Genomic DNA, 24614 nt, shown 5'->3' with positions numbered 1-24614 from the left:
GTCTTTGTGCTTATGAGGCGTTTGGCGCCGATTACTTTTGCGCGGCTTCGCGGGCCAGCTCTTTGTGTACGATCGGCGCCACCTTCGTGCCGAGCAGCTCGATCGTGCGAAGCAGCTCGCGATGGGGCAGGGTGCTGACGTCCACGTGCAAAAGGAAGCGCGTAAGACCCAAATTTTTGCGCAGCAGCACGATCTTCTCCGCGACGTACTCGGGGTCGCCGACATAGAGGGCGCCGCGCAGGCTGCGGGCGGCGTCGAACGAATCTCGGGTGTAAGGCGGCCAGCCGCGCTCGCGCCCGATCGTGTTCATTTGGGCTGCCGTCGACGGATAGAACAAGTCGGCCGCCTTTTCGGTCGTATCCGAGATGAAGCCGTGCGAGTGCGTCGCGATCTGCAGCTTGCTCACGTCGTGCCCGGCCTTCGCGGCCGCTTCCTTGTACAGGGCGACGAGCGGCGCGAACCGCTCCGGCATGCCGCCGATGATGGCGAAGACGACCGGCAGGCCCAGCGTACCGGCGCGGACCGCGGACTCCGGGTTGCCGCCGGTCCCGATCCATACGGGCAGCGGCTCCTGAACGGCGCGCGGATAGACGCCGAGATTTTTGATGGCCGGGCGATGGCCGCCGCGCCAATCGACCTTCTCGGATTCGCGAATCGCGAGCAGCAGCTCCAGCTTTTCGTCGAACAGGCTGTCGTAATGATTCAAGTCGTACCCGAACAGCGGGAACGATTCGATAAACGAGCCGCGGCCGGCCATAATCTCGGCGCGTCCGTTGGACAGGCCGTCCAGCGTCGAGAACGCCTGGTACACGCGGACCGGGTCGTCGGAGGATAAGACGGTCACGGCGCTAGAGAGCCGGATTCGCTTGGTCGTGGCCGCGGCTGCGGCCAGAATGACGGCCGGCGCGGAACTCGCGTAATCCGCGCGGTGATGCTCGCCGATCGCATAAACGTCAAGGCCGACTTGCTCGGCCAGATTGATCTCCTCGACCGCCTGCCGCAGCCGCTCGGCGTGCGTGACGCCGCCGTCTCTCGGGGCGGCTTCGAGAAAAGTGCTGATTCCTATTTCCATTTTAGAAGTCGTTAGATCGGACATGGTGAATCGCTCCCTTCCGGATAAATCTATTATACTATATATATTGACGTAACTCAATAATAGTAAGTAAATATGATGCTCGTGAGCTGGATGGAAGTGGAAAGGAGTCAATATTTGGGGTAAGTTAATAGTGCTGTTCCTCGCTTCGTTTATTATGCTGTGCGGTTGTCGAATGAATGCAGAATCTCTGCGTGGAAATAGACGATCGCTTTTGAGGAGGATAAAGAAAAGATGAACTCGACTGTAAATCCGGAATTTAATGACCGCAACGACGTTACCTATACCCTAACGACGCAAGGGGCCGCTTATGAAAACGAGGCGATAGAGGCTTCGCTCATCGTTGACATCATGGCGGGATTCGAACAAGAGCCCGATGACTTTATCGTCATCGAGCCCAATATTCCGATTGGCGGAAGCGTCTACTTGCAGGCTGCACCGTCTCCCGAGGCAGACGGCGGGATCAGCGTCGAACTTCGCCTGGAGCGCAACGACGGAACCTTTAATCACTACAGCTATTCGACGACGGACAAGGATGAAGCCATCCGCATGCTTCTCGATTATTGGGGAATTCAGAAGCTGCCCGATTTGACGGAATGGACGGACATCGCGGATCAGTTCTGATACTACTAAAATGGTTAGCGCCGACGCGCGCTGACTCGGCTCGGCCCCCGAGCCGAAGCGCGTGCCGGCATGAGCAGAAGGATGGACGCCGCCAGGGCGGCTGCAAGAAACACGGCGGATCCGAGCAAGCTATGCGAGACCGCATGCGCGAATTGCAGCTTGGAAGGCTGAGCGGCATGAATCGCCCCGTTAAATACCGTGATGAGCACCGCCAAGCCGAGCGAAGCGCCGCTTTGATGCGCGACGTTGATCAAGCCCGAAGCCGCTCCGGAATCGCGAGCGTCCACGTGCGAGAGTCCGAGCGCGGTGAGCGGCTGGAATACCAAGCCGGCGCCGATGCCCATGACGGCCATCAGGATGAACATTTCCGGAAAGAACGCCGCTTGGACGGCGATGGTTCGGCTCATCCAGAGCGTCCCGAGAATCGCGAGCAGCAGACCGACGATCAACAATTTCCGGTTGCCGTAGCGGCGGACCAGGCCTTGCATCACGAACATCATTCCGAATTGGGCCGCGGAAAAGGGAAGGAAGGCCAAGCCTGCTTCAAGCGACCCGAAGCCAAGCACATTTTGCAAATATTGCGGGATAAAGAAGAAGAGCGAAAAGTTGCCGCTGACCAGCAGGAACCTTCCCAGATAAGCGCCGGAGCGCTGACGATTCGCGAACAATCGCAGCGGAACGATCGGTTCGGCCGCTTTTTTTTCGACGAGCACGAAGGCTGTCAGCGACGCAATCCCCGCGCCGAGCCAAATCCACGTTCCCGCGTCCCCCCAGCCTTGGCTGGCTGCCTGGACAAAGCCGTAAACCAACGCGGTCATGCCGACGACCGACGTCAGCGCGCCCCATAGATCGAACCGTCCTGTTCTCGTCTCCGACTTCTGCACATACCGCCACGTCAGATACATTAAAACGATGCCGATGGGTACATTGATAAACATCCCGACGCGCCACGATATAAAATCGGTGAAAAATCCGCCGAGCAAAAGGCCGATGCCGCCGCCTGCCCCGGCTACCGCGCTGTACATCGCGATCGCCCTAGAACGCTCCTTTTCCTCCGTAAACGTGGCCGACAGCAGAGCCAGCGCAGCCGGCGTGGCCAGTGCGGCCGCAAAGCCTTGAAATGCCCGGGATACAAGCAATACTTCGGCAGTCGGCGCCAAGCCGGCAAGCAGAGATGTCAGCGTAAAAAGCCCGATGCCAACGCCGAGCATCCTTCTGCGACCCAGCAGATCCCCTGCCCGAGCGCCTAACAGCAGAAATCCGCCGAAGGCTAAAATATAGCTGTTTTGAACCCAGGTCAAACTGACGGTCGACATATGAAGCGAGCGGCCGATCTCCGGGATCGACGTCACCATCACGGAGGCGTCCAGGACGACGAGAAGCTGGCACGCGATAATAATCGTTAAAACGATGCCTTTGGATTGCTGCATAGAAGCATGTTCCTTTCCCCGATAGAATGTGTGGCTCTGATCTGTATTATGGATCGATTCGGAGGAAGGAAGTAGACCGTTCCTGCTTGAAAATTGCCTAAAGCTGCAATATGATAAATGAAAGAAAGAAAGGAGGCTGAGCTTGCATGCCGAAGTCGGATGTGGATCGCCGTGCGCAGGCGCCAGAAAAGCCGGTGTCCATTCATAAAAAGGCGCTTGAACAGCTCCTTTTCATGACGCATCGGGTCTCTTTGAATGAAGGGCGTACGCCAACCGTCGTTCCGTATTTCTCCATCGTCAAGTACAGCCGGGAAACGCAGCGAAGTCCGGGCGTGTTGACGCCCTCTTTTTGTCTGATCCTTCAAGGGGAGAAGAAGCTATATTTGGGTCAAGAGGTGTATCATTACGCGGCGGGCGATTACTTGGCGTCGCTGATCGATATTCCGGCTTCCTCGCAGGTCGTCGGGGTGACGGCGGAGACGCCTTATATCGGACTGCGCATCGATTTTACGACGCAGGAGATCGCTTCCGTGGTCATGGAGGCGGGAATGAACGCGGGGGCCAAAGAGAAGGGGCTTAACGCCGGCGCTTTTGTCGGGAGATCGGATGCCGAGCTGCTCGATATTTTCGCTAGGCTGCTAAGGCTGATCGATAAACCTAACGACGCGCGTTTCCTGTCCGAGCTGCTCAAAAGAGAAATGATTTTTAACCTGCTCTCGGGCGAATTCGGCCATTTGTTTTTGCAAAAGGTGCTGTTCGATCAACGCGCGGACGGCGTCGGCAAGGCGATTCAGTGGATCAAGGAAAACTACGCGCGGTCCTTCACCGTCGAGGAACTCGCCAAATCCTGCAACATGAGCACCTCGGGGCTGCATCACAAATTCAAAGCGATCACGACGATCGGACCTCTCCAGTATCAGAAGCAGCTTCGGCTGCAGGAGGCGAGACGCATGATGCTGAGCGGACCGGTGGGCGCGACGACGGCGGCTTTGGCCGTCGGCTACGAGAGCCCTTCGCAGTTCAATCGGGAATATCGAAGGCTGTTCGGCCTGCCGCCGCTTCAGGATATCAAGGCCATGCAAAAATCCGCCGTCCCGTGGACCGGAACCGCTGCGGTAGATTGAGAGTGCATGCGTTCGTTCAAGCCGAAGGCGGCGGAGCGCTTGAACGGCGTTCGATCAGGGCCGTATCGACGGAAATGTTGATGCCCCCGACGGATGGCGATTCGTTAAAAGAGGTCGCAAGCCGAACGGCGCAGCGGACCATCTTCTCTTTGTCTACGCGCACGGTCGTCAGTTCTGGCGATACGATGACCGCTTCGGCGATATCGTCGAAACCGACGACGGTTACTTCTTCGGGAACCCGGATGCCAAGCTCCGCCAGCGACTTCATGACGCCGATCGCGATAAAATCGCTCTCGCAAAATAACGCGGTCGGCAGCGGCTTGCCTTCGTTCCGCAGTTTTTCGATTTTAGTTTGGAAAGCCTCCTGGGCGGCGGGTATCATCGGGTCGACAGAAAATTCATGCTCGAAGGCAACCGCGATCGACCCTTCCCGCATCGCATCGTCGAATCCCCTCCGGCGGGCGTCGAAGTTAGGAATGCGAACGTCCGAGGCGGCGTAGCCAATGGACCGATGTCCGGATCGGCACAGCCAAGTCCCGGCTTGATAGCCGCCAAGCGCGTTGTTCGTGTATACGAACGGGATGGGGAGCGTCTCGAAGCAAGTGTCCAAAACGATTAGCTTAGGCAGGCGCTCCGCGATGCGCGATAAGGTCTTTTTATCCAAATTAGTGCCAAGCAGTATAACGCCCCGATCCGAATGGACGTCCGCAATGGCCCGAAGATCGTCGTCGAAGCGCGCCATATCGATGGCCGAGATGAGCAGCGAAAAGCCGCCGGCGCGGGAGCCTTGCTCCAGATAGTGAATCAGCTCGCGAAAAAAAGGCTGCCGGTCATATTGAGAAGTCACGATGCCGGCGTTCGCGATGACCAAAAACAGCAGCGCAGGCGATGCTTCTTCGACAGCCGCGTCCGCGATCGTCGCTGCTTCCTGCGCTTGAACGCTTCTTCTCGGTTTATAACCCGCCTTCCCGGCGACGCTCAAAATGCGCGCTCTCGTCTCGTCCCCGATACCCGGCTTGCCGCTAAAGGCAAGGGAGACGGCGGCTTTCGATACGCCCGCCAGTCTCGCGATATCCTCCATCTTCACGATCATTACTCCTCGACTTTTGTTAAGTTTAGTTTATTTCGTTTAGCTGTTTGTGGCAAGTCTATTAGTTATTGTTTAGTTAAATTTAGTTTTATTAAGTTTTTCATAGAACAGTTAGAGCTTTATTCTAATTATTGACGCTTATTGAGCGTGGTGATAGGATGGGGTTTAGAATGAATAACTAAAATTTGAACTTAACAAAATGATTTTTTCTTAACAAAACGACTAAACTAAAGGCATTGGAGGAATGAACGTGAAATGGCAAGTCATAGAAGGCCGGACGGAGTATATGATCAATCCGCTGGGACTGGACGAGAAGGCGCCCCGCTTCTTCTGGAAGCTGCATTCGGACGAGCGAGGCGCAGCGCAATCCGCCTACCGCATTCTGGTCGCCTCATCGTTGGAAGCGCTTGCTGGCGATGAGGGGGATATGTGGGACAGCGGCGAGGTCGCTTCCGACAGGACGACGCACGTCGTTTACGAGGGAAAGCCGCTCCAATCGGAAGGACAATACTTCTGGAAGGTGCGTTCCTGGAACCGCGACGCTGTCGCTTCGGATTGGAGCGACGCCTTTTTCTGGACGATGGGGCTCCTCTCCCGCGATGAATGGAAAGGGTCCTGGATCGGCGGCAAGGCGCAGCCGAACGTAGAGCTCCAACCGTCGCCGTACGTTCGCAGACCGTTCCGGACGAGCGGCGAAGTTCGTAGGGCCACGGTTTACGCGACCGCGCTCGGCCTGTACGAGCTGCATATCAACGGCCGCCGGATCGGCGATTTGTTCGCCCCGGGCTTTACCGATTACGACAAGCGCGTGCAGACGCAAGCGTACGACTTGACCCCTTGGCTAAACGAAGGAGACAACGTCATCGGCGCCGTGCTCGGCGACGGCTGGTACTCGGGGACCGTCGGATTTCTGGGCAATCACGTGTATGGGGAACGTCCTTTTTTACTCCTCCAATTGAATATCGAATACGCGGAAGGCAGGCGCGAATCCGTCGAGACCGATGCCAGTTGGCGCACCGCCAAAGGACCGATCGTCTACTCCGACATGATCAAGGGAGAGACATACGACGCGCGGCTGGAGCTGACGGGCTGGGATCAACCCGGCTATGACGATTCGGGCTGGGAGCGGCCGGACGTTCGCGCGGGCTATAACGGCCTGCTGACCGCGTCGATAGAGCCTCCGATCCGCGTGACCGAGCAGATGAAGCCGATCTCGATCCGCAAGACGGAGCAAGGTACTTATATATACGATATGGGGCAAAACATGGTCGGTTGGACGGCGCTGCGCGTCCGCGGCGCGCGGGGAACTAAAGTGACCCTGAGCCATGCCGAGATGCTGAATCCGGACGGCTCGCTTTATTTGGACAATCTGCGGGTCGCCGTTCAGCAGGAGCATTACATTTTGAAAGGCGAAGGCGAAGAGCGGTACGAACCGCATTTCACGTTCCACGGCTTCCGCTATGTCGAGCTGATCGGCTATCCGGGCGAGCCGGACCTGGATACGATCGTCGGCAAAGTCGTTCATTCGGACACGCGTCCGACGGGAAGCCTGCGGACGTCCGATTCGATGGTCAACCAGTTGATCTCGAACATCTCATGGGGACAGCGGGGCAACTTCCTCTCGGTGCCGACCGACTGCCCGCAGCGGGACGAACGGCTCGGATGGACCGGCGACGCCCAGATTTTCGCGCGGACGGCTTCGTACAACATGGACGTATCCCGGTTTTTCACGAAATTCATGTGGGACATGATCGATTGCCAGCAGCCGTCGGGCGCGTTCACCGACGTGGCGCCGGACGCGGGCTGGATCCGGCACAAGATGTGGAATACGAGGCTGAACTGGTTCGCGCCGGACAATGCGGGCTGGGGCGACGCGGGCGTCGTCATTCCATGGACGTTGTACTTGATGTACGGGGATACGCGCATTCTGGAAACGCACTATCAAGCGATGGTCCGTTGGGTCGCGTATTTGCGGACGAACAGCAAGGGCCTGATCCGCCCCGACTATGCAAACTACGGAGACTGGCTGTCGATCGAGGCGGATACGCCGAACGAGGTGCTGGCGACGGCCTACTTCGCCTATAGCGCCAAGCTGCTGAGCCTGATCGCCGGCGTGCTTGGCAAGCGCGACGACGAAGAAACGTACGCGAATCTGCATCGGAGCATCGCGGACGCATTCATCCGGGCGTTCGTCGCGGAGGATGGACGCATTCATGGAGAAACGCAGACGGTATACGTGCTCGCCCTGCAGTTCGACCTGCTGACCGAACGGCTTCGGGAGTTGGCGATCGGCCATCTCGCCGAAAATATCGCTGCCCGCGGCGGCCGCTTGTCCACCGGGTTCCTCGGCGTCGGCTACCTGCTGCCTGCGCTGACGGACAACGGAAGGCTGGATGTCGCGTACGGCCTGCTGACGCAGGAAGAGTTCCCGTCCTGGATGTACTCGATCAAGCACGGCGCGACGACGATCTGGGAACGGTGGGACGGCTGGACCGAGCACAACGGCTTCCAGACGCCGTCGATGAACTCCTTTAACCATTACTCGCTCGGCTCGGTCGGCGAGTGGATGTATCGCTATATGGGCGGCATCGAAGCCGATCCATCGGCCCCGGGCTTCCGCCGCGCGATCATTGCGCCTCGTCCGGGCGGCCGGATCACGGAGGTCGAGGCTTCCTACAATTCGCTATACGGCACGTTCGAATCGGCCTGGACGCTGGGCGCGGACGGCGTCTTCAAGATCCGCGTCACGGTTCCAGCGAACGCGACGGCAATCGTTCATGTTCCGGGCAGCGGCATCGTCGTAGACGGTCAACCCGCCGAAGAAGGGAAAACGAGTTTCGAGCTCGGATCGGGCTCGTACGCATTCATCAGCCAATTTGGCGGTTAAGACGCTTGGCGGTTCATACGCTGCCAATTGTACCCTGACCGTCGAATCTATTGAACGTGAAACGTAGACAGTGGTATAAAGAGAACATATTCGAGAGCAGATAAGCACGGAGAAAGGGAGAATCGCCTATGGGAACGAACGCCGGTCGATGGATCATCGGGAGGGTTCGTTCCTGGTTCTCCCAGATCCGCACGACGCTGCTCTTTAGTTATTTTATCGTCATTCTTTTATGCATAGCGCTCGTCGGCACGGCATCCTTCTATATCTCTTACCAGACGATGGCCGATCGGATCGAATCGGCCGGTTCCCAGATCGTGGGCCAAATCGAAAACAACATGGACAACGACTTTCACAGCAAGCGCAATTTGCTGCTAGCCCCCTATTACGACCAACAATATATCGACGGCATCAACGCCTATGCCGAGATGAGCGAGCAGCAGAAATTTCTGTTCCGCCAAAATCTCGTTAACTTATACCTGAAGAGCTTCAATGCCACGCCGATCCGAGGCTTCAGCCGTTTCCAAATCTATTACAGCACCGGCGAGCTGCTGGGCGCCTCCGACGACTTTAAGCCGCCGGCCGAAGCGAAGATTCGCAATGCCGACTGGTTCCTGCGTACGATCGCCACCGACGGCGGCGTGTACTTCACGGGGCGCAGCGACGGCGACGGCAGCATAGATGCGGATAACACGGCTTATTCGTCGTCTATTTTGATCCGGGACTTCTCCAATCCCGAGCGATTTATCGTCGTCCGCGTCGAGTACAGCGAGGAGCTTTTTCGAACGATCGGACAAAGCGACGACCTGTCGGCCGGCAGCCGAATCGTCGTCTTCGACCAGAACGGCAAGGCGGTGTATGCCTCCGGAAGCTTGCCCGACAACGCGCCCGAAGCCGAGCTCGTCGAGCGGGCGAACGGGACGAAGGGCAAGTTCTGGTTCGCGAAGGGCGGCGAGGATATGCTCGCTTCCTATACTAGATCGGACTATACGAATTGGAAGATCGTGCTCGTCATGCCGAGAAGCGAAATCTTCGGCCCGCTCGACCGCATCAAGACGACCGTGCTCTATACCGCTTTGGTCGCGTTCGCGTTCACGTTTCTGTTGTCCGTCCTTTTCGGAAGAGTCATCACGAAGCCGATCCTCAACCTGTACAAGACGGTCAACCGGCTGAAGCGCGGCGATTTCTCCGAACGGGTGGCGGTCGGACCGAACAACGAGATCGGGCGCATCGCCGCGAACTTCAACGCCATGCAGGACGAACTGCAGACGCTGATCGAGACGAAGTACGTCAACCAGATCAAGCTGCAGGAAGTGGAGCTCAAGATGCTTTACTCGCAGATCAATCCGCATTTCCTCTACAACACGCTCGACAGCATCCGCGCCATGTCGGACTACTACAAGGTCGGCGAGATCGGCGAGGTCGCGCAGGCGCTCGCGGACATGTTCCGCTACAATACGAGGAACCGCGACGAGATCGTGACGCTCCAAGAGGAGCTGGAGCAGATCGACGCCTATATGAAAATTCAAGGCATCCGTTTCGACGATAAAATCGTCTACGAACTGGACATCGAAGAGGCGCTTTACGGTTTCCCCTTGCTCAAGATGACGCTGCAGCCGCTCGTCGAGAACGCCGTCTTTCACGGCATCGAGCGCAAGCGGGGGAAGGGAACGATCCGAATCGCCGCCCGGAGCGAGCACGACGGCGTTCATCTCACCGTCTCGGACGACGGGGTCGGCATTTCGGACGCGCGCCTCGGCGAGCTCAGGGCGAAGCTGAACTGGCAGCTGCACCGGGAGGTATGGCCGGATTCGGCCGCCGAGGGCGGCATCGGCGTGCGCAACGTCTATACGCGATACGCGATCCGCTTCGGGGAGCGCATGTTTTTTCGGATCGACAGCCAGAAGGGCGTCGGCACCAGCATCACGCTCATTCTCCCGAACGTCAGAGATTCCGCGCTGCCGCCGGCAAGGTCGGAATATTCAACATAAACGGTCGATTTCGTGAATGGGAGTCGGGAAAGCGCTTCCCTATAATCAAGTTGTAAGCGATTACGAGATGAAGGGGTTGCTCGAATGAGAAAGTCGAGAGCGTTAGCATCGGTCATGGTCCTGGCAGTAAGCGCGGCGGCGCTGGCCGCTTGCGGCGGCGGCAACGGCAACAATAACGCAGGCGGCGCATCGTCCCCGGCAGCAAGCGGAGCTGCCAGCGCCAAGCCGGCCAAAGACCCGGTCACGTTAACGTTCGTGATCTCGAATACGGAAGACACGACGGCGTTCACGAAGATCTTCGACGCCTACCAGCAGAAGACGGGCAACAAGGTGGAGCTTCAGGCGCTGCCGGGCGGCGATTACGACAATCTGATCAAGACGCGGTTTTCCACGGGAGACTTCCCGGATCTGTTCCTCATGCAGCCGGGGACGAAGCAGTACGTGAAGCTGAGAGCGGACGAGACGCTGCACGAATGGTCCGGAGAATCCGGCGTGTGGGACAACGTGATCGATTCCATCAAGCAGGCGCAAGTGCAGGATGACAAGATTTACGGCGTTCCTTACGGGTCGACCGGCATGATGGGCGTGTTCTACAACAAAGACGTGTTCGCGAAGGCAGGCGTCAACCCGCCGGCGAACTACGCGGATCTGGTCGAGATCGCGAAGAAGATCAAAGCGGCCGGCGTTACGCCGTTCTACGAGGGCGTCAAGGATGCTTGGCCGCCTCAAGTGTTCTATTATACCGGCTGGGTGACGCAGGTCGATCCGGCGATCGGCGACGAGGGCGTCGCGAAGCTCAACGCGAACGAGCTCAAGCTGTCCGACATTCCGGAGCTGAAGGACCTGTTCGCGAAGCAAAAGGAACTGAAGGCGCTGGGCCTGTACCAGGACAATGTCATGTCGGGTACGTACGACGAGCTGCAGAACGAGTTCGGCGAAGGCAAGGTCGGGATGACCTTCATGCTGGACGGCATCATCTCCCAGCTCGAGAAGAAGTTCGGCAAGGACTTCGTCGCGAAGAGCGTCGGCTTCTTCCCCTTCCCGTCCGCAACCGATACGGGCACGGCGATGATCACGCCTCCGAACCAGCTCATGGTGCCGGATAAGGCGAAGCATGCGGCCGAAGCGATCGAACTCGTGAAGTTCATGCTCCAGCCGGAAAATGTCGACCTCTTCTACGCGAACAAGCCGGGCATCCCGATCTTCAAGGGAGCGACCAGCGAGCTTTATCCGGTTCAAGAGGACGTCAAGAAATACATCGACGACGGCAAATCCAAGGTCAACATCCAGAACCGTCTGACGCCGTCTTTCGTGGACTTCTCCAAGACGCTGCAAAACTTCTTCCTCGACGGCAATATCGACAAGGCGATCAAGGAATTCAGCGACAACTACCAGAAAGACGGCAAGGCGAAAGTGCTCGCGGGCTTCTAAGCCTAAGTCGTCATAGCGGCTAAGAATGGCGGGCGAGGGGCCGACGCCCCCCGTCCGCGACAGCCGCCGGGAGCCAAGGAGGAGACCCCATGGAGAGACGAAAATATCCGCTTTATTTTTCTTTTCCCGCACTGTCCGTATTTCTTCTGTTCTTCATCGCTCCGACCTTGATCGGCGTCTATTACAGCTTCACCGACTGGAACGTCAACGCCGATTCGATTCGATTCATCGGACTCGACAATTACAAGGCGCTGTTCGGGGAACCGAGACTCGGGAAAGCCTTGTCCAATACACTGATCTTCGCCGCCGCGGTCACGCTCCTTCAGAACGCGGTCGGCCTCGGGCTTGCGCTGCTCATGAACGAAGCGATCCGCATGCGCAACCTGTTCCGCACGATCTTCTTCATGCCGTATGTCATCGCCCCGATCGTCATCGGCTATGTGTTCCGCGCGATCTACCATCCGGAGCACGGCATCGTGAACGAGGCGCTCGGCTGGATCGGGCTCGGCTCGCTCGGCCAGGACTGGCTGAACGATCCGAAGTGGGCGCTTTTCTCCATCATCGCCACGGACATCTGGCGCGTGGCCGGCTTCGCGATGGTCGTCTATCTGGCGGGCCTGCAGTTCATTCCGAAGGATCTCACCGAGAGCGCGTCGATCGACGGGGCGAGCTACTGGCGCCGGTTCCGGCACATCGTGTTCCCCCTGCTGGCCGCTTCGTTCACGGTTAACGTCCTCTTGTCCGTCATCGGCTCGATGAAGGTGTTCGAGATGGTCATGGTGCTCACCGACGGCGGGCCCGGCTACACGACGGAAGTGTTCTACACCTACATCCGCAGCACGTTCAGCATGGGTCAGATGGGATATTCGACGGCGATCAACCTGATGCTGTTCGTCCTCGTGACGGTCGTCGGCGTGCCGGTGCTGATGGCCTTGAAGAAGCGGGAGGTGGAGATGTAATGGAGCATCCGGGCCGCAAAACGTTCGTAAGCGCCATCGTCTTCCTCGGCGCCTTGGTCATTCTGGTGCCTTTTTACATGATCCTCGTCAACTCCTTTAAGGGCATTCGGGAATCCGCCCTGTTCGGAATGGGACTTCCGTCGACGTGGAACTTGGATAACTACAAGGAAGTTTTCGATAAAGGCAACATTTTGCGAGGCTTCAAAAACAGCTTCCTCATCTCGGGGCTCGTCGTCGTCTGCGTGACGCTGTTCGCTTCGATGGCGGCGTTCGTCATTCAACGTCGGGACGACCGGTTCATGCGATCGGCGTACCTCGTCTTCATCATGGGGCTGATCGTCCCCGTGTCGATCGTGCCGACGATTCGGCTCATGGGCGACCTGCACATTCGCGGCACCTACTTCAGCCTTGTCATGTATTACACGGCGGTACTGCTGCCGTTCGCGGTATTTCTCCTCGTCGGCTTCATGAAGCAGATCCCGCGGGAGCTCGACGAAGCGGCGCTGCTGGAGGGCTGCGGATACTTCCGGCTCTACTGGCGGATCATTCTGCCGCTGCTCGTCACCGTGCTCGTCACGGTTACGATCGTCGTCATGGTGTCGGTATGGAACGATTTCTTCGGGCCGTTCTACCTCATGACGGACAGCACCAAGTGGACGATCGTCCTGCAGATCTTCAACTTCGTCTCGCTGTACAACACGAATTGGGGCATCGTGTTCGCCTTCATGGTCATCGTCATCGCCCCGATTCTGCTCGTGTACTTGCTGCTTCAACGCTACATTATCGACGGATTGACGGCGGGCTCGGTCAAGGGCTGAAGGATCATTCGGTCAAGAGCTGAAGGATCGTTAGGTCAAGCACTGAAGGATAATTGGAAAAAAGCATGGGCGGCGGCACGATACATTCAATCGGGAGGGGCTTGACGACATGCGCAAAGTTCTCGTGGTCGACGACGAGAAGTGGATACGGCGCGGACTCATTCAGCTCGTTCCCTGGGAACGCTTCGGGCTGGAGCTGGCGGGAGAAGCGGCGGACGGCCAGGACGCCTACGAGCTTGCGCTCGAGGTGAAGCCCGACCTGATGTTCCTCGACATGCGGATGCCGGGGCTCGACGGCAAGCAGCTGCTCGGGAAGCTGCACGCCGAATTGCCGGAGCTGCTGACGATCGTCATCAGCGGCTACTCCGACTTCGAATATACGCAGGAAGCGATTCGCCACCGGGCGTTCGATTATTTGCTGAAGCCGGTGAAGAAGGAGGAGCTCGCTGCCGTGCTGGAGAAGGCGCTCGCCGAGATCGAGCGGCGGGAGGCGCAGCGGGCGGCCGCATCCGTTCCCGGCGACGACACGGAGGACGGCTGGCTGCGCGACGCCCTGACAAAGCGCGCGGGCGGCGATGCGGCGGATCTCGAGCAGGCAATACCGCCGTCCGGATGGGCGGAGGGCGCGTGCGTCGTGTTTGTCGCCCAAGCGGATGCTTACCGCGAGGAGCGGCCCGATGCGGCGAAGGTGGCGGCGGAGATGCGCGGGCGGCTCGAGCAGTCGCGGGCATTCCACCTGGGCGGCGACTGGACATTCGCGCTGACGCCGGGCGCGGACGGACGCGCCGAGATCGTCGGCGCGATCGGCGCGAGACGTTCGTTCGGCGGCGAGCTGGGCCGCTTGCTGACGGAGATACGGGGCTTCCTGAGCGAAGCCGCCGGCGCGATCTTCAGCTTGGGAGCGGCGGGCTCGTCAAGCCTGCGTCCTCTGCATCTGCAGGACGCTTGCCGGGCCGCGCGGGAGGCGCTCGGCGGGCGGAAGCTCGGCGAATCGGGAACGGTCCTGCTCGCTGGCGAGAGCGGGGCGGACGCCTCGGGGACGCCTTCGTATCCGCACGAGGCGGAAAAAGCTTTTCTGCTCGCGCTTCAGATGGGAGGCGGCGAGACGGCAATCGAGCTTTTCGGTCGGGTGTTCGATCGCATCGCGACGGACGAAACGACGGTCGAGGGGATGCAGAGAAACGCGGTCATTCTCGTCCATTCGATCGAAAAGCAGCTTCGGCTCTCGGGCTGCAGCCTGGAGAGCGTCAGCGGCCGCGCCCCGCTCGCCTATTCCGAGATGATCCGGCAGCGCAACGATCCCGCTTCCGCAAGCGAGCTGTTCGAGCGGGAGATCGTCCCCGCCATCCTGTCGAACGGCAGCCAGGCGGGAGGCAAGCAGGGCGAACGCCTCGTCAGGGAGATCGTGAAGCTGGTCGAAGCCCACTTCGATCAGCCGCTGTCGCTTCAGCAGATCGCCGAGACGCGCTTCGTCAACGCGGATTACTTGAGCCGGTTATTCAAGAAGACGATCGGCCATACGTTCGTCGACTACCTGACGGATTACCGGATTCATAAATCGATCGAGCTGATGAAGATTCCCGCTTACAAAAACTATGAAATCGCGAAGATGGTCGGCTACGAGGACTACCGTTACTTCAGCCAGATTTTCAAAAAGAAAACGGGCAAGACGATCGGGGAGTTCCGGGGCCAGGCCGAATGCGCGAGCAAATAAAAGGAGCGAACCTGCGATGACACGACGACTGATACCCGATACGCTGACGCTGGAGGAGAGGGCCGGGCATGCGCTGAACGCGATAGCCGGCATGGCCGATCCGGATTACGGCGGCATCCCGTTTTTCGCGGCGAACCTCATGAACGATCCTGCCAACCTGACGCACGGAGACTGGGACTTCGGCTCCTCTCACGGCCGCATGATCGACGGCATGATCCTGGCGCGGCATATGTCCGGCGAGACGTTCGGCGCGGAGACCGAGCAGCGCTACCGCGACAACTTCATGACCTTCTTCAAAGACGACGGATTGAGCTATCGGCAGGAAAACCCGAACTTCGGCTGGGAGCCGAACGCCAACCTGATCGACCAGCGTGCGGTGATCCTGTCGTTGACGACCTGGTACATGGCGACGGGAGACGCCAAGGTGAAGGAAGCGGCCGACCGCCACGTCGCCGCGCTGAAGCGGATCGCGATCAAGGAGCGCGAAGTATGGTATTATCCGGCATCGGAATACAAGGAGGGCGGCTGGCCGTCCGAGAACGCGACGCTGCTGCGCCTGGCGCCCGATCCCGCGGCGTTCTGCGGCCGGCTCGTCATGCCGCTGCTGAAATACCACGAGCTGACGGGGAGCCAGGACGCGCTTGAGCTGTGCCAGTTTTTCGTCGCGCTCATCGTGGAGCGCAGCGGCGTGTTCAACAAGGACGGCAGCTTCAACGACGCGCTCGCATACCGCAGCGGCCACTTCCACACCCGGCTCGGCACGCTCGACGCGATCGCGAGATTCGGCGCCTTCACCGGGGACGCTTCGCTGATCGCGTTCGCGGAGAAGAGCTACGCCTGGGCGCTGACGCAATGCACCGCCTTCGGCTGGACGCCGGGCGACATGAAAGAGCAGGCCTACGAGCACGAGACTTGCTCGCTCGTCGACCTGATCGCCACCGGCATTACGCTCGCGAAGAGCGGCTATACGAAGTATTGGGGCGTCGTGGAGCGCTTCATCCGCAACCATCTGACCGAATCGCAGCTGCTCGACCTCGATTGGGTGAAGGAGACGGACGACCGTTCTCACAATGTCGCCGGGCAGATCAGCTACACGAACGTGGCTGCCAGCACGCGCGGCGCGTTCGCCGGATATTCGGCGCCGAACGACTTTTGCTGCGACGTGAATCACGGGCGCGGGCATACGAACGACCTGCAAATCTGCTGCCTGGGCTCGGGAACGCGCGGCCTCTATATGGGCTGGAGCAATATTGTGACCGAAAAGGACGGCAAGGTGAGCGTCAACTTCCTGCTCAACCGCGGTTCGGCTTGGCTGGACGTCGAGTCGTATTTGCCTCACGAAGGCAAGGTCGTGCTTCGCGTGAACAAGGATCTTCGTTCGCTGCAGGTTCGCATTCCGGAATGGGCGGGCTTCGCCAAAGTACGCATCGTTCGGGAGCGAGAAGGCGCGGTATCCGAAGGACGGGGTTCGGAGCCGAGCCGCTGGCTGAAGGAAGTGTTCCTGCAGCTGAACGAGGCGTTCGCGGGGGAAACGATTACGATCACGTTCCCGTTATCCGAGCGCACGACGGTGGAGACGGCGATCGGCCAGACGTTCGCGACCGAATGGCGCGGCGACGACGTCGTCGGCATTACGCCGCGCGGCACGAAGCATCCGTTCTATTCGGGACGCAAGGTGTACGACACGGCTCCGATGCGCGAGGGCGAGCTGCGCCGGATCGAGACTGAATTCGTATGGTGAGGGAGGGGCTCGGACGATGAAAACGGTCGTTGCCGTATACACGGGACAAGGGTTGGCCGACCCGCTGAAGAAGGTATTCCAGGAGCTGCTGCCGGACGTCCGGCTGGTCAATATCATCGACGACAGCCTGATCGGCGACGTGGTGAAGGCAGGGCATGTGCCGCCGGGCGTCGCTAGAAGGCTCGTACAATACTTTCACAACGGCGAAGAGCTCGGGGCCGACGTCATTCTGAATACATGCTCGTCCGTCGGCGAAGCGGCGGACGACGCGCGCAAGCTGATCGGCGTGCCGATCGTCAAGATCGACGAGGCGATGGCGGCGAAGGCGGCGGCGAACTATGACCGGATCGCGGTATTGGCGACGCTTCCTTCGACGCTCGAGCCGACGATGAGGCTAATCGAGAAGGAGGCAGCGGTGGCGGGGCGCGCCGTCACTCTGGTGAACGGGCTGGCCGCGGGCGCGTTCGAGGCGCTGAACGGCGGGAGTCCGGAGGAGCACGACCGGCTCATTCTGGAGACGGCGCAGCGGGTGGCCGGCGATGCGGACGCGATCGTGCTCGCGCAAGGTTCGATGGCGCGCATGGAGAAAAAGCTGGCCGAAGCGACGGGCAAGCCGGTGCTGTCGAGCCCGCGCCTCGGCGTCGAGCAAGTGCGCGAGGTGCTGGAGCGGCTCGCTCGCGCGGAGGAGGCTTCGCGATGAGCGGCGTCTGGAACGGGATGCCGGCAGGCGCTTCGGAGTCGGGGGCTTCGGCCGGCGGCACGGAGCGGGTCGTCGCGGAATACTTCGTCGAGACGCCATGGACGCTCGCGCGAGCGGCAGAGGTGATCGCGGGCGAGCAATCGACCGGGACGTTCACGGCCGTCCCGGGGGAGACGGCGACGCTGAAGGAGCGCCACGGCGCGCGGATCGAGCAGATCGTCCCGATGGAGGAGGCTTCGGCACCGCTGCTTCCCGGAGCGAAGCCTCCTCTCGGCCATGACGGTCGCTACAGGCGGGGCAAGATTACCGTATCGTATCCGATCGTCAACTTCGGTCCCTCGATTCCGAACCTGATGAGCGCGATCGCGGGCAACCTGTTCGAGCTGCAGGAGCTATCCGGCTTGCGGCTGCTCGATATCGAGCTGCCCGACGCCTTCGCCCGGCGGTACCCGGGGCCGAAGTTCGGTCTCTCCGGCACCCGCAGGCTGACCGGCGTGTACGGGCGGCCCATCCTCGGCTCGATCGTCAAGCCCAGCGTCGGTTTGTCGGCCAAAGACCTGGGCAGTCTCGTCTACGAACTGGCCGTCGCCGGGCTCGATTTTATCAAGGACGACGAGCTGAACGCCAACCCGCCGTACCTGCCCCTGGACCAGAAAGTAAGGGCGGTCATGAACGCGATCGAGCGGGCGGCGGACGTCACGGGCAAGAAGACGATGTACGCGTTCAACATTACCGGAGACATCGACGAGATGCGCCGCCATCACGACGCCGTCGTCGAAGCGGGCGGCAACTGCGTCATGGCGAGCGTCATGAGCATCGGCTTCGCGGGACTCGCGCACCTGAACGGCTACAGCGAGGTGCCGATCCACGCGCACCGCAATCAATGGGGCATGCTCACCCGCAGTCCGGGGCTCGGCATGGAATTTACGGCCTTCCAGAAGCTGTGCCGGCTGGCGGGAGCGGACCACCTTCACGTGAACGGGCTGAACAGCAAGTTCTACGAGAGCAACGAATCCGTCGTGCGCTCGATTCAAGCGTGCGCGCGCCCGCTGTTCGGCGGCTACGAGACGGTGCCGGTCGTCTCTTCGGCGCAGTGGGCGGGCTCGGCTCCGCCGACGTACGAGGCCATCCGAAGCGTAGACGTGATGCACCTCGCGGGCGGCGGCATGCTCGCTCATCCGGACGGCCCAGCCGCCGGTTTCGCGAGCATGCGCCAGGGTTGGGAAGCGGCCGCGGCCGGCATCGCGCTCGAGACGTACGCGACGACCCATCCCGAGTTGTCCCGCGCGATCGAGAAGTACGGAAAGGGTTGAGACGGCATGCGTATACGGGATCGCAGCGATGAAGGAGGGGGCCGCGCCAAGCGGCCCCTGATCGGTTATTACGGGGACGACTTCACAGGTTCGACGGACGTGCTCGAGGCGCTTTTCCGGCAGGGGCTGCGCACGGTGCTGTTCCTCGACCCCCCGGACGAAGGGGCAGCGCCTGGCACGGCGAGGAGCGAGCTGCTCGCCGGGCTCGACGCGTTCGGCATCGCCGGCGTCGGCCGCTCCCTCGCGCCGGAGGAGATGGAGCGCGAGTTGCCGCCGATCTTCGAGCGCCTGAAGCGGGCCGATCCAGCTGTCGTTCACTATAAGATCTGCTCCACGTTCGATTCGTCGCCGGAAACGGGAAGCATCGGCAAGGCCGCGGAGCTTGGACGCGCCGTGTTCGGCGGGCGCTTCGTGCCGGTGCTTGCCGGCGTGCCCTATCTGGGACGCTATACGGTGTTCGGCCATCACTTCGCGGCGGCGCCGGGCGGCGAGGTGTTCCGGCTCGATCGGCATCCGACGATGTCCCGGCATCCCGTCACGCCGATGGACGAATCGGACCTGCGCGTTCTTCTGGCGAGACAGACTTCGCTCAAGACTTCCTTGCTGGATATCGTCGCGTTGGACGGCGCCGCGTCCGAGGCCGGCGAACGGCTTGAGCGGGTGCTCGCCGAAGAGCGTCCCGATCTGGTGCTGTTCGACGTGCTCGACGAGCGGCGGCTTGCCGTCGCGGGACAGCTGATCTGGCAAGAGGCGCAAAAACGGGAGGGTCCGTTATTCGCCATCGGCTCCTCGGGCGTGGAGTATGCGCTCGGTGCTGCGTGGCATGCTTCGGGCGCGGCGTTGTCCGCATTGTCGGAGGCAGAGAGGTCGGACGGAGAGGATGGGGACGGAGCGGCAGGTTCTGTCGTCGGCGTATCGAAGCCGGTCGATCGCCTGCTCGTCGTGTCGGGCAGCTGCTCGCCCGCGACCGCGAAGCAGATCGCCGAAGCCGAGGAAGATGGCTTCGCGTCCATTCGCATTCCGGCGCTTGAGCTGATACGGCCCGAGCAGGCGGAAGCAGCGAGGACGCGGCTGCTGTCGGAGGCGAAGGCGCTGTTGGACGAGGGCCGAAGCGTGATCTTGTATTCGGCCGCCGGACCGGACGATCCGGGCATCGCCGAGCTGCGGCGGGCGCTGACTGCGCAGGGGCTACGGCCGGAGGACAGCAGCCGCTTGCTCGGCTCGGAGCTCGGCGGCCTGGCCCGCGCGCTGGCCGTCGGGACGAGCCTTACGCGCATTCTGGTCGCTGGAGGCGATACGTCCGGCTACGTGACCCGGGCGCTGGGCATTTATGCGCTTGAATGTCTCCGGACGCTGGCGCCGGGCGTGCCCTTGTGCCGCGCATATGCCGACGATGCGAGGCTCGACGGACTCGAGCTGGTGCTGAAGGGCGGGCAGGTCGGCGGAGAGCGATTTTTTGAACGCGTAAGGAGAGGCGGCGTATGAGCGGATGGACGAGCCTATGATTGTTCCGATGAACGAGCCTCTGAATGACCGGACTGGCGGCCGTATGAAGCAGGCGGCGTCCGACGTCCGGCCCGACTGGGCGAACCTAGCGGTGCTGGAGCGGAACGCCGAGCCCCCAAGGGCCGATCTCATTCCCTACGGCGGGACGGGCGACGCGATGGCAGGCGAGCGGGAGTCTTCTCCTTATTTCCTGCTGCTGAACGGCACCTGGCGGTTCCGTTATTTCGAATCGCCGTCCGCCGTCCCCGACGAATGCGAGGGTGCCGACTATGCGGACGATCGCTGGGACTTGCTTCCGGTCCCCTCGAACTGGCAGATGCACGGGTACGGCATTCCGCACTACTCGAGCTGCCCGTATCCTTTTTCGATCGATCCCCCGCACGTGCCGGCGAATAATCCGGTCGGCTGCTACCGCATCGCGTTCGTCGTTCCCGATGGGTGGGAGGGGCGCAACGTCCGGCTGTCGTTCGAAGGCGTCGATTCGGCCTTCCACGTCTGGATGAATGGGAGCTTCGTAGGCTATGGGCAAGGAAGCCACAACACGTCCGAGTTCGACGTGACGGACGCGCTTCGTCCTGGCTCTAACTTGCTTGCGGTCCGCGTTTACCAATGGTCGGACGGGAGCTACCTGGAGAGCCAGGACAAGTGGCGTCTTAGCGGTATTTTCCGGGACGTGTACCTCTTGTCGCTGCCGGCGGTCACCGTACTGGACGCATTCGTCAAGACGAGCTGGCGACCGGACGGAGAGACCGCAGAGCTGGACGTCTGCCTGCAAATTTCTAATCTGTCGCGCGATCAGGCGAGAGGCGGACGGATCGAAGCCTTCCTGGTAGATCCGGAGGGGAACGCCGCGCTTGCTGCCGATTGGCCGCTCGCGTCTTTGCTGCTTCCGGGCGAATCCCGCGAGCTTCGGCTTCGCGAGCCTGTCGCGTCCGCCCGTCCCTGGTCGGCCGAAACGCCGAACCTGTACGTCTTATTATTGAAAGTCATTGACGAGGACGGCCGCGTCGCGGAGGTCAAACGGATCGCTGTCGGCTTCCGGAATATCCGGATCGCAGAGGGGCGCTTGCTCGTCAACGGGCGGCCGATCGTCGTCAAAGGCGTCAACCGCAACGAATTCGACGCCCGACTCGGTTATGTCACGACGAAGGAAGCGATGCTCGAGGACGTCCTGCTCATGAAGCGGCATCATATCAACGCAGTCCGGTTGTCCCACTATCCGAACGATCCGAGATGGCTGGACCTGTGCGACCGGTACGGCCTGTACGTCATCGACGAGGCGGACCTGGAGACGCACGGTTTTCATTTTGTCGGCGACGAGGGTTACTTGGCCAACCAGCCGGCGTGGAGAGAGGCGTTCGTGCAGCGGGCGAGACGGTTGGTCGAGCGAGACAAAAACCACCCGTCCGTCATCGTCTGGTCGCTCGGCAACGAGTCGGGCTACGGTCCGAACCATGATGCGATGGCGGATTGGGTCAGACAGAAGGACGGGACGCGGCCGATTCACTACGAACGCGCCTACGACGCGCCGGTCGTCGATATCGTCAGCAGCATGTACCCGGCCGTCGGGACGATCGTCGAGGAGGGGCTCAAGGACGACCCCAGACCTTACTTGATGTGCGAATTCGGCCATGCGATGGGCAATTCGACCGGCAATCTGAAGGAATATTGGGACGCGATCTACGCGTATCCGCGCCTGCTCGGCGGGCTGATCTGGGAGTGGGCGGACATGGCGATCGAGGTAGCGGAGGCGGCAGCCGCGGCGGATGCGGGGCGCATTGCCAAGCCGTCCGCCATACCGTTAGCCGAGCCATCTGCGAGTACGTCTCCTGAGACCGGCAAGGTTTACCAGTATGGCGGGGATTTCGGCGATGAGCCGCACAGCGGATCGTTTTGCCTGGACGGGCTGCTTTTCCCGGACCGCACGCCGAAGGCGTCTTTGCTGGAGTTCAAGAAGGCGATCGAGCCGGTCAAGGTCGTTTCCTGGAACGAAGGTACGGGAGCGCTCGTCTTGGAGAATCGATACGATTTCCTGAACCTGGCGCATTTAGCGGGCGAATGGACGCTCTATCGCGAAGGAGAGGCGCTGAAGAGCGGGCAGCTGCCGCTTCTCAGGACGCTGCCGGGCGAGCGCGAGTCGATTCGCCTCGCATCGAAGGCAGAGCTGCCGGCGGAATCCGGTGAATACTGGCTGCGGGTTCGCTTTCTTCTTCGCGAGGGGACCCCGTGGGCCGAACAAGGCTTCGAGATCGCGTGGGCGGATCTGCCGCTAGGCATTGTCAGCGCCGCTGCTTCAGACGCGCCGGTCCCGCCGCCTCCGGAGCTTCTGATCCTAAATGAGGCAGGTGCTTCAGCACGGCTTGCCGTCGTTCGGGGAGAGAACGACGAGTTCGTATTCGATCTGAACCAAGGGAAGCTTACGAGCTGGAAAAGCGGCGGCAGAGAGCTGCTGCTTTCCGGTCCGTCCGTAAACCTCTGGCGCGCGCCGGTAGACAACGACGTGCATCTGGCGAAGGCGTGGCTTGCGGCCGGATACGACCGGCTTACGCACGATCTACGTCACGCCGCCATCGAAAGACTGGACGGTAGCGAAGCGATTCGCCTATGCACTGAGTTCGCGCTCGGCGCGAGAGGCCAGGGGACGGCTTTTCTGGCAAGCATTGATTACACGGTGAACGGAGCGGGCGAGCTGCTCGTCGAAGCGGAGCTCGAGGCGCTGCGCTCCGATCTGCCTACGCTTCCCCGATTCGGCCTGGAGCTGCGCCTGCCTCGCGAGCTCGATCGGCTGACCTGGTTCGGCCGAGGCCCGCACGAGTGCTATGCCGACCGGCAGGAGAGCGGCAAGCTCGGCGTCTATGCCGGTTCGGTCGCTGAGCAGTACGTGCCTTACATTAAGCCTCAGGAAAACGGGAACAAGGCGGACGTTCGCTGGGTCCGCTGCGAGGACGCCGACGGCTTCGGGCTTCTGGTTGAAGCGAACCGCGCGCCGATGAACTTCAGCGCGCACCATTACGCGACGTCCGATCTCGCGAGCGCGAAGCATCGGCATGAGCTAACGCCGCTTCAAGAGACGATCCTCAAGCTGGACGCCGCGCAGAGCGGGCTCGGTAACCACAGCTGCGGCTACGCCCCGACGCTGGAGAAGTATTTGCTGCCCGCGTCGGAACGTAGATTTTTATCGGTCATGCTGTCCGCAAAAAGGGCATAAAACATCGAACAGTCCGGGACTGAACGCCATATCCGGGACTGTTCTTTTTGCATTGCATCGTTCGCTCTCATCTCGAAGGCCCTCGCCGGTAGGTTGCAGGCGTCCCGCCTGCGATCCGCTTGAACAGCCGATGGAAGTGGGGCAGACTATCGAAGCCGCATGCGGCGGCGATCTGCGCGACATTCTGATCCGTCCAGATCAGCATCTCTTTCGCTTTGACGATGCGTTTCGCGGCGATAAAGCCGGTGACGTTCATGCCGGTCATTTGCTTGAACACCCGGCTGAAGTGCGCCGGACTGACGGATGCCCGCTTGCTCAGCTCACGAAGTCCGATCTCTTTAGAGAAATGCTCATCAATGTATAGCAGCGTGTCTCGCATCCAAAGCGGCCCGATCGCAGGCGGTTTGTTGGTTTCGCCTCCTCCGGCAACCCCGAGCTCCCGATGGACGGACAGCAGGATCCGCTGAACCAGCAAGGAAACGGCATGCCGTCCCCCGATCTCCGAACCCCGCAGTTCTTCGTCAATTTCCTGCAGGCAGCGCTCGAACTCTTCCCGCAAGGCAAAGCTGCATTTCAATTCATGCCTCCGGTGCTGCCGGCTCCAATCAAAGCACTGCATATAAGAGAACGGCTCTCCATACGACGGCGCCTGCACCAACGCAGGATTAAAAAACAAGGCGGTGGACGTGACCGGATCTTCCGCGTCCGGGAAGGCGCGATGGATCGTGTTGGCCGGAATCAGGTACAAGCTGCCCGCCTGCATGTCATAAAAAGTGCGATCGATAAAAAACGTCCCTTTGCCGCCGTGAACGTAAACCATCTCGTACCAGTCGTGCAAATGGTCGGGGAGCTCGCGCTGCTCCGTTTTGGTGTCCCTGTAGACGAACGAGAAGGGAAAGGACGGCGCGACGGTAAACGGTTTGAAAATAGGCTTCATACGGTCTGCACCTGCGATCGTCGATTTCTTTTCAAAATATCAAAAAAGGAT

General features: G+C 60.6%; 17 protein-coding genes. 13 read left to right on the top strand and 4 right to left on the bottom strand.

Going from position 1 to position 24614, the window contains the following annotated elements:
• Nucleotides 1–31 precede the first annotated feature (31 nt).
• Entirely contained in the window at nt 32–1096 is a 1065-nt protein-coding gene (locus BM235_RS12815) for an LLM class flavin-dependent oxidoreductase (RefSeq protein WP_090113454.1), read from the bottom strand.
• Between the two features lie 231 nt (nt 1097–1327).
• On the opposite strand from BM235_RS12815, the gene BM235_RS12810 reads away from it, so the two are divergent.
• Nucleotides 1328–1717 (top strand): hypothetical protein, encoded by a 390-nt coding sequence (locus BM235_RS12810; RefSeq protein ID WP_090113451.1) that lies wholly within the window; start codon nt 1328–1330, stop codon nt 1715–1717.
• A gap of 14 nt (nt 1718–1731) precedes the next feature.
• Here the strand turns inward: BM235_RS12810 and BM235_RS12805 are convergent, their stop codons facing one another.
• Complete coding sequence (locus BM235_RS12805) at nt 1732–3147, bottom strand: MFS transporter (protein ID WP_090113449.1); 1416 nt, start codon at nt 3145–3147, stop codon at nt 1732–1734.
• Between the two features lie 146 nt (nt 3148–3293).
• Here BM235_RS12805 and BM235_RS12800 point away from each other — a divergent pair, with 146 nt between their 5' ends.
• Nucleotides 3294–4271 carry an AraC family transcriptional regulator gene (locus BM235_RS12800; RefSeq protein WP_090113447.1) on the top strand — a complete coding sequence of 326 codons (978 nt, stop codon included), beginning with the start codon at nt 3294–3296 and terminating at the stop codon, nt 4269–4271.
• A 16-nt stretch (nt 4272–4287) separates the two neighbouring features.
• On the opposite strand, the gene BM235_RS12795 is transcribed toward BM235_RS12800, so the two are convergent.
• Nucleotides 4288–5352 (bottom strand): LacI family DNA-binding transcriptional regulator, encoded by a 1065-nt coding sequence (locus tag BM235_RS12795; RefSeq protein WP_369803511.1) that lies wholly within the window; start codon nt 5350–5352, stop codon nt 4288–4290.
• Nucleotides 5353–5605: 253 nt separating this feature from the next.
• Here BM235_RS12795 and BM235_RS12790 point away from each other — a divergent pair, with 253 nt between their 5' ends.
• The 11 genes from BM235_RS12790 to BM235_RS12740 all read left to right on the top strand — a co-directional run bounded on the left by BM235_RS12790 (nt 5606) and on the right by BM235_RS12740 (nt 23626).
• On the top strand, nt 5606–8248 hold the full coding sequence (locus BM235_RS12790) for an alpha-L-rhamnosidase (protein WP_090113444.1): 2643 nt from the start codon (nt 5606–5608) through the stop codon (nt 8246–8248).
• Nucleotides 8249–8376: 128 nt separating this feature from the next.
• Nucleotides 8377–10236, top strand: coding sequence for a cache domain-containing sensor histidine kinase (locus BM235_RS12785; protein WP_090113441.1), 1860 nt, complete (start codon nt 8377–8379; stop codon nt 10234–10236).
• An 84-nt stretch (nt 10237–10320) separates the two neighbouring features.
• A complete protein-coding gene (locus BM235_RS12780; protein ID WP_090113439.1) occupies nt 10321–11667 on the top strand; it encodes an ABC transporter substrate-binding protein in 1347 nt (448 codons plus the stop codon).
• Between the two features lie 89 nt (nt 11668–11756).
• Nucleotides 11757–12626 (top strand): carbohydrate ABC transporter permease, encoded by an 870-nt coding sequence (locus BM235_RS12775; protein WP_090113436.1) that lies wholly within the window; start codon nt 11757–11759, stop codon nt 12624–12626.
• Nucleotides 12626–13444 carry a carbohydrate ABC transporter permease gene (locus BM235_RS12770; RefSeq protein ID WP_090113434.1) on the top strand — a complete coding sequence of 273 codons (819 nt, stop codon included), beginning with the start codon at nt 12626–12628 and terminating at the stop codon, nt 13442–13444. The genes BM235_RS12775 and BM235_RS12770 overlap by 1 nt, the downstream gene beginning before the upstream one ends.
• Nucleotides 13445–13553: 109 nt before the next feature.
• Entirely contained in the window at nt 13554–15158 is a 1605-nt protein-coding gene (locus BM235_RS12765) for a response regulator transcription factor (RefSeq protein ID WP_090113432.1), read from the top strand.
• Nucleotides 15159–15174: 16 nt separating this feature from the next.
• Nucleotides 15175–16899 carry a glycoside hydrolase family protein gene (locus tag BM235_RS12760; RefSeq protein WP_090113430.1) on the top strand — a complete coding sequence of 575 codons (1725 nt, stop codon included), beginning with the start codon at nt 15175–15177 and terminating at the stop codon, nt 16897–16899.
• 16 nt (nt 16900–16915) lie between these two features.
• Nucleotides 16916–17599: an aspartate/glutamate racemase family protein gene (locus BM235_RS12755; RefSeq protein ID WP_090113428.1), complete on the top strand. Its 684-nt coding sequence runs from the start codon at nt 16916–16918 to the stop codon at nt 17597–17599.
• Entirely contained in the window at nt 17596–18912 is a 1317-nt protein-coding gene (locus BM235_RS12750) for a ribulose-bisphosphate carboxylase large subunit family protein (protein WP_369803505.1), read from the top strand. Before BM235_RS12755 ends, BM235_RS12750 begins: the two co-directional genes overlap by 4 nt.
• A gap of 6 nt (nt 18913–18918) precedes the next feature.
• Nucleotides 18919–20397 (top strand): four-carbon acid sugar kinase family protein, encoded by a 1479-nt coding sequence (locus BM235_RS12745; RefSeq protein WP_090113426.1) that lies wholly within the window; start codon nt 18919–18921, stop codon nt 20395–20397.
• 16 nt (nt 20398–20413) lie between these two features.
• Nucleotides 20414–23626, top strand: coding sequence for a glycoside hydrolase family 2 TIM barrel-domain containing protein (locus BM235_RS12740; protein ID WP_158543723.1), 3213 nt, complete (start codon nt 20414–20416; stop codon nt 23624–23626).
• 67 nt (nt 23627–23693) lie between these two features.
• On the opposite strand, the gene BM235_RS12735 is transcribed toward BM235_RS12740, so the two are convergent.
• A complete protein-coding gene (locus BM235_RS12735) occupies nt 23694–24563 on the bottom strand; it encodes an AraC family transcriptional regulator (RefSeq protein ID WP_090113423.1) in 870 nt (289 codons plus the stop codon).
• Nucleotides 24564–24614 lie beyond the last annotated feature (51 nt).

The organism is Cohnella sp. OV330, assembly GCF_900112065.1.
Classification (GTDB): domain Bacteria; phylum Bacillota; class Bacilli; order Paenibacillales; family Paenibacillaceae; genus Cohnella.
The sequence above is the reverse complement of the archived record's forward strand: the minus strand, read 5'-3'. Positions and strand labels throughout refer to the sequence as shown.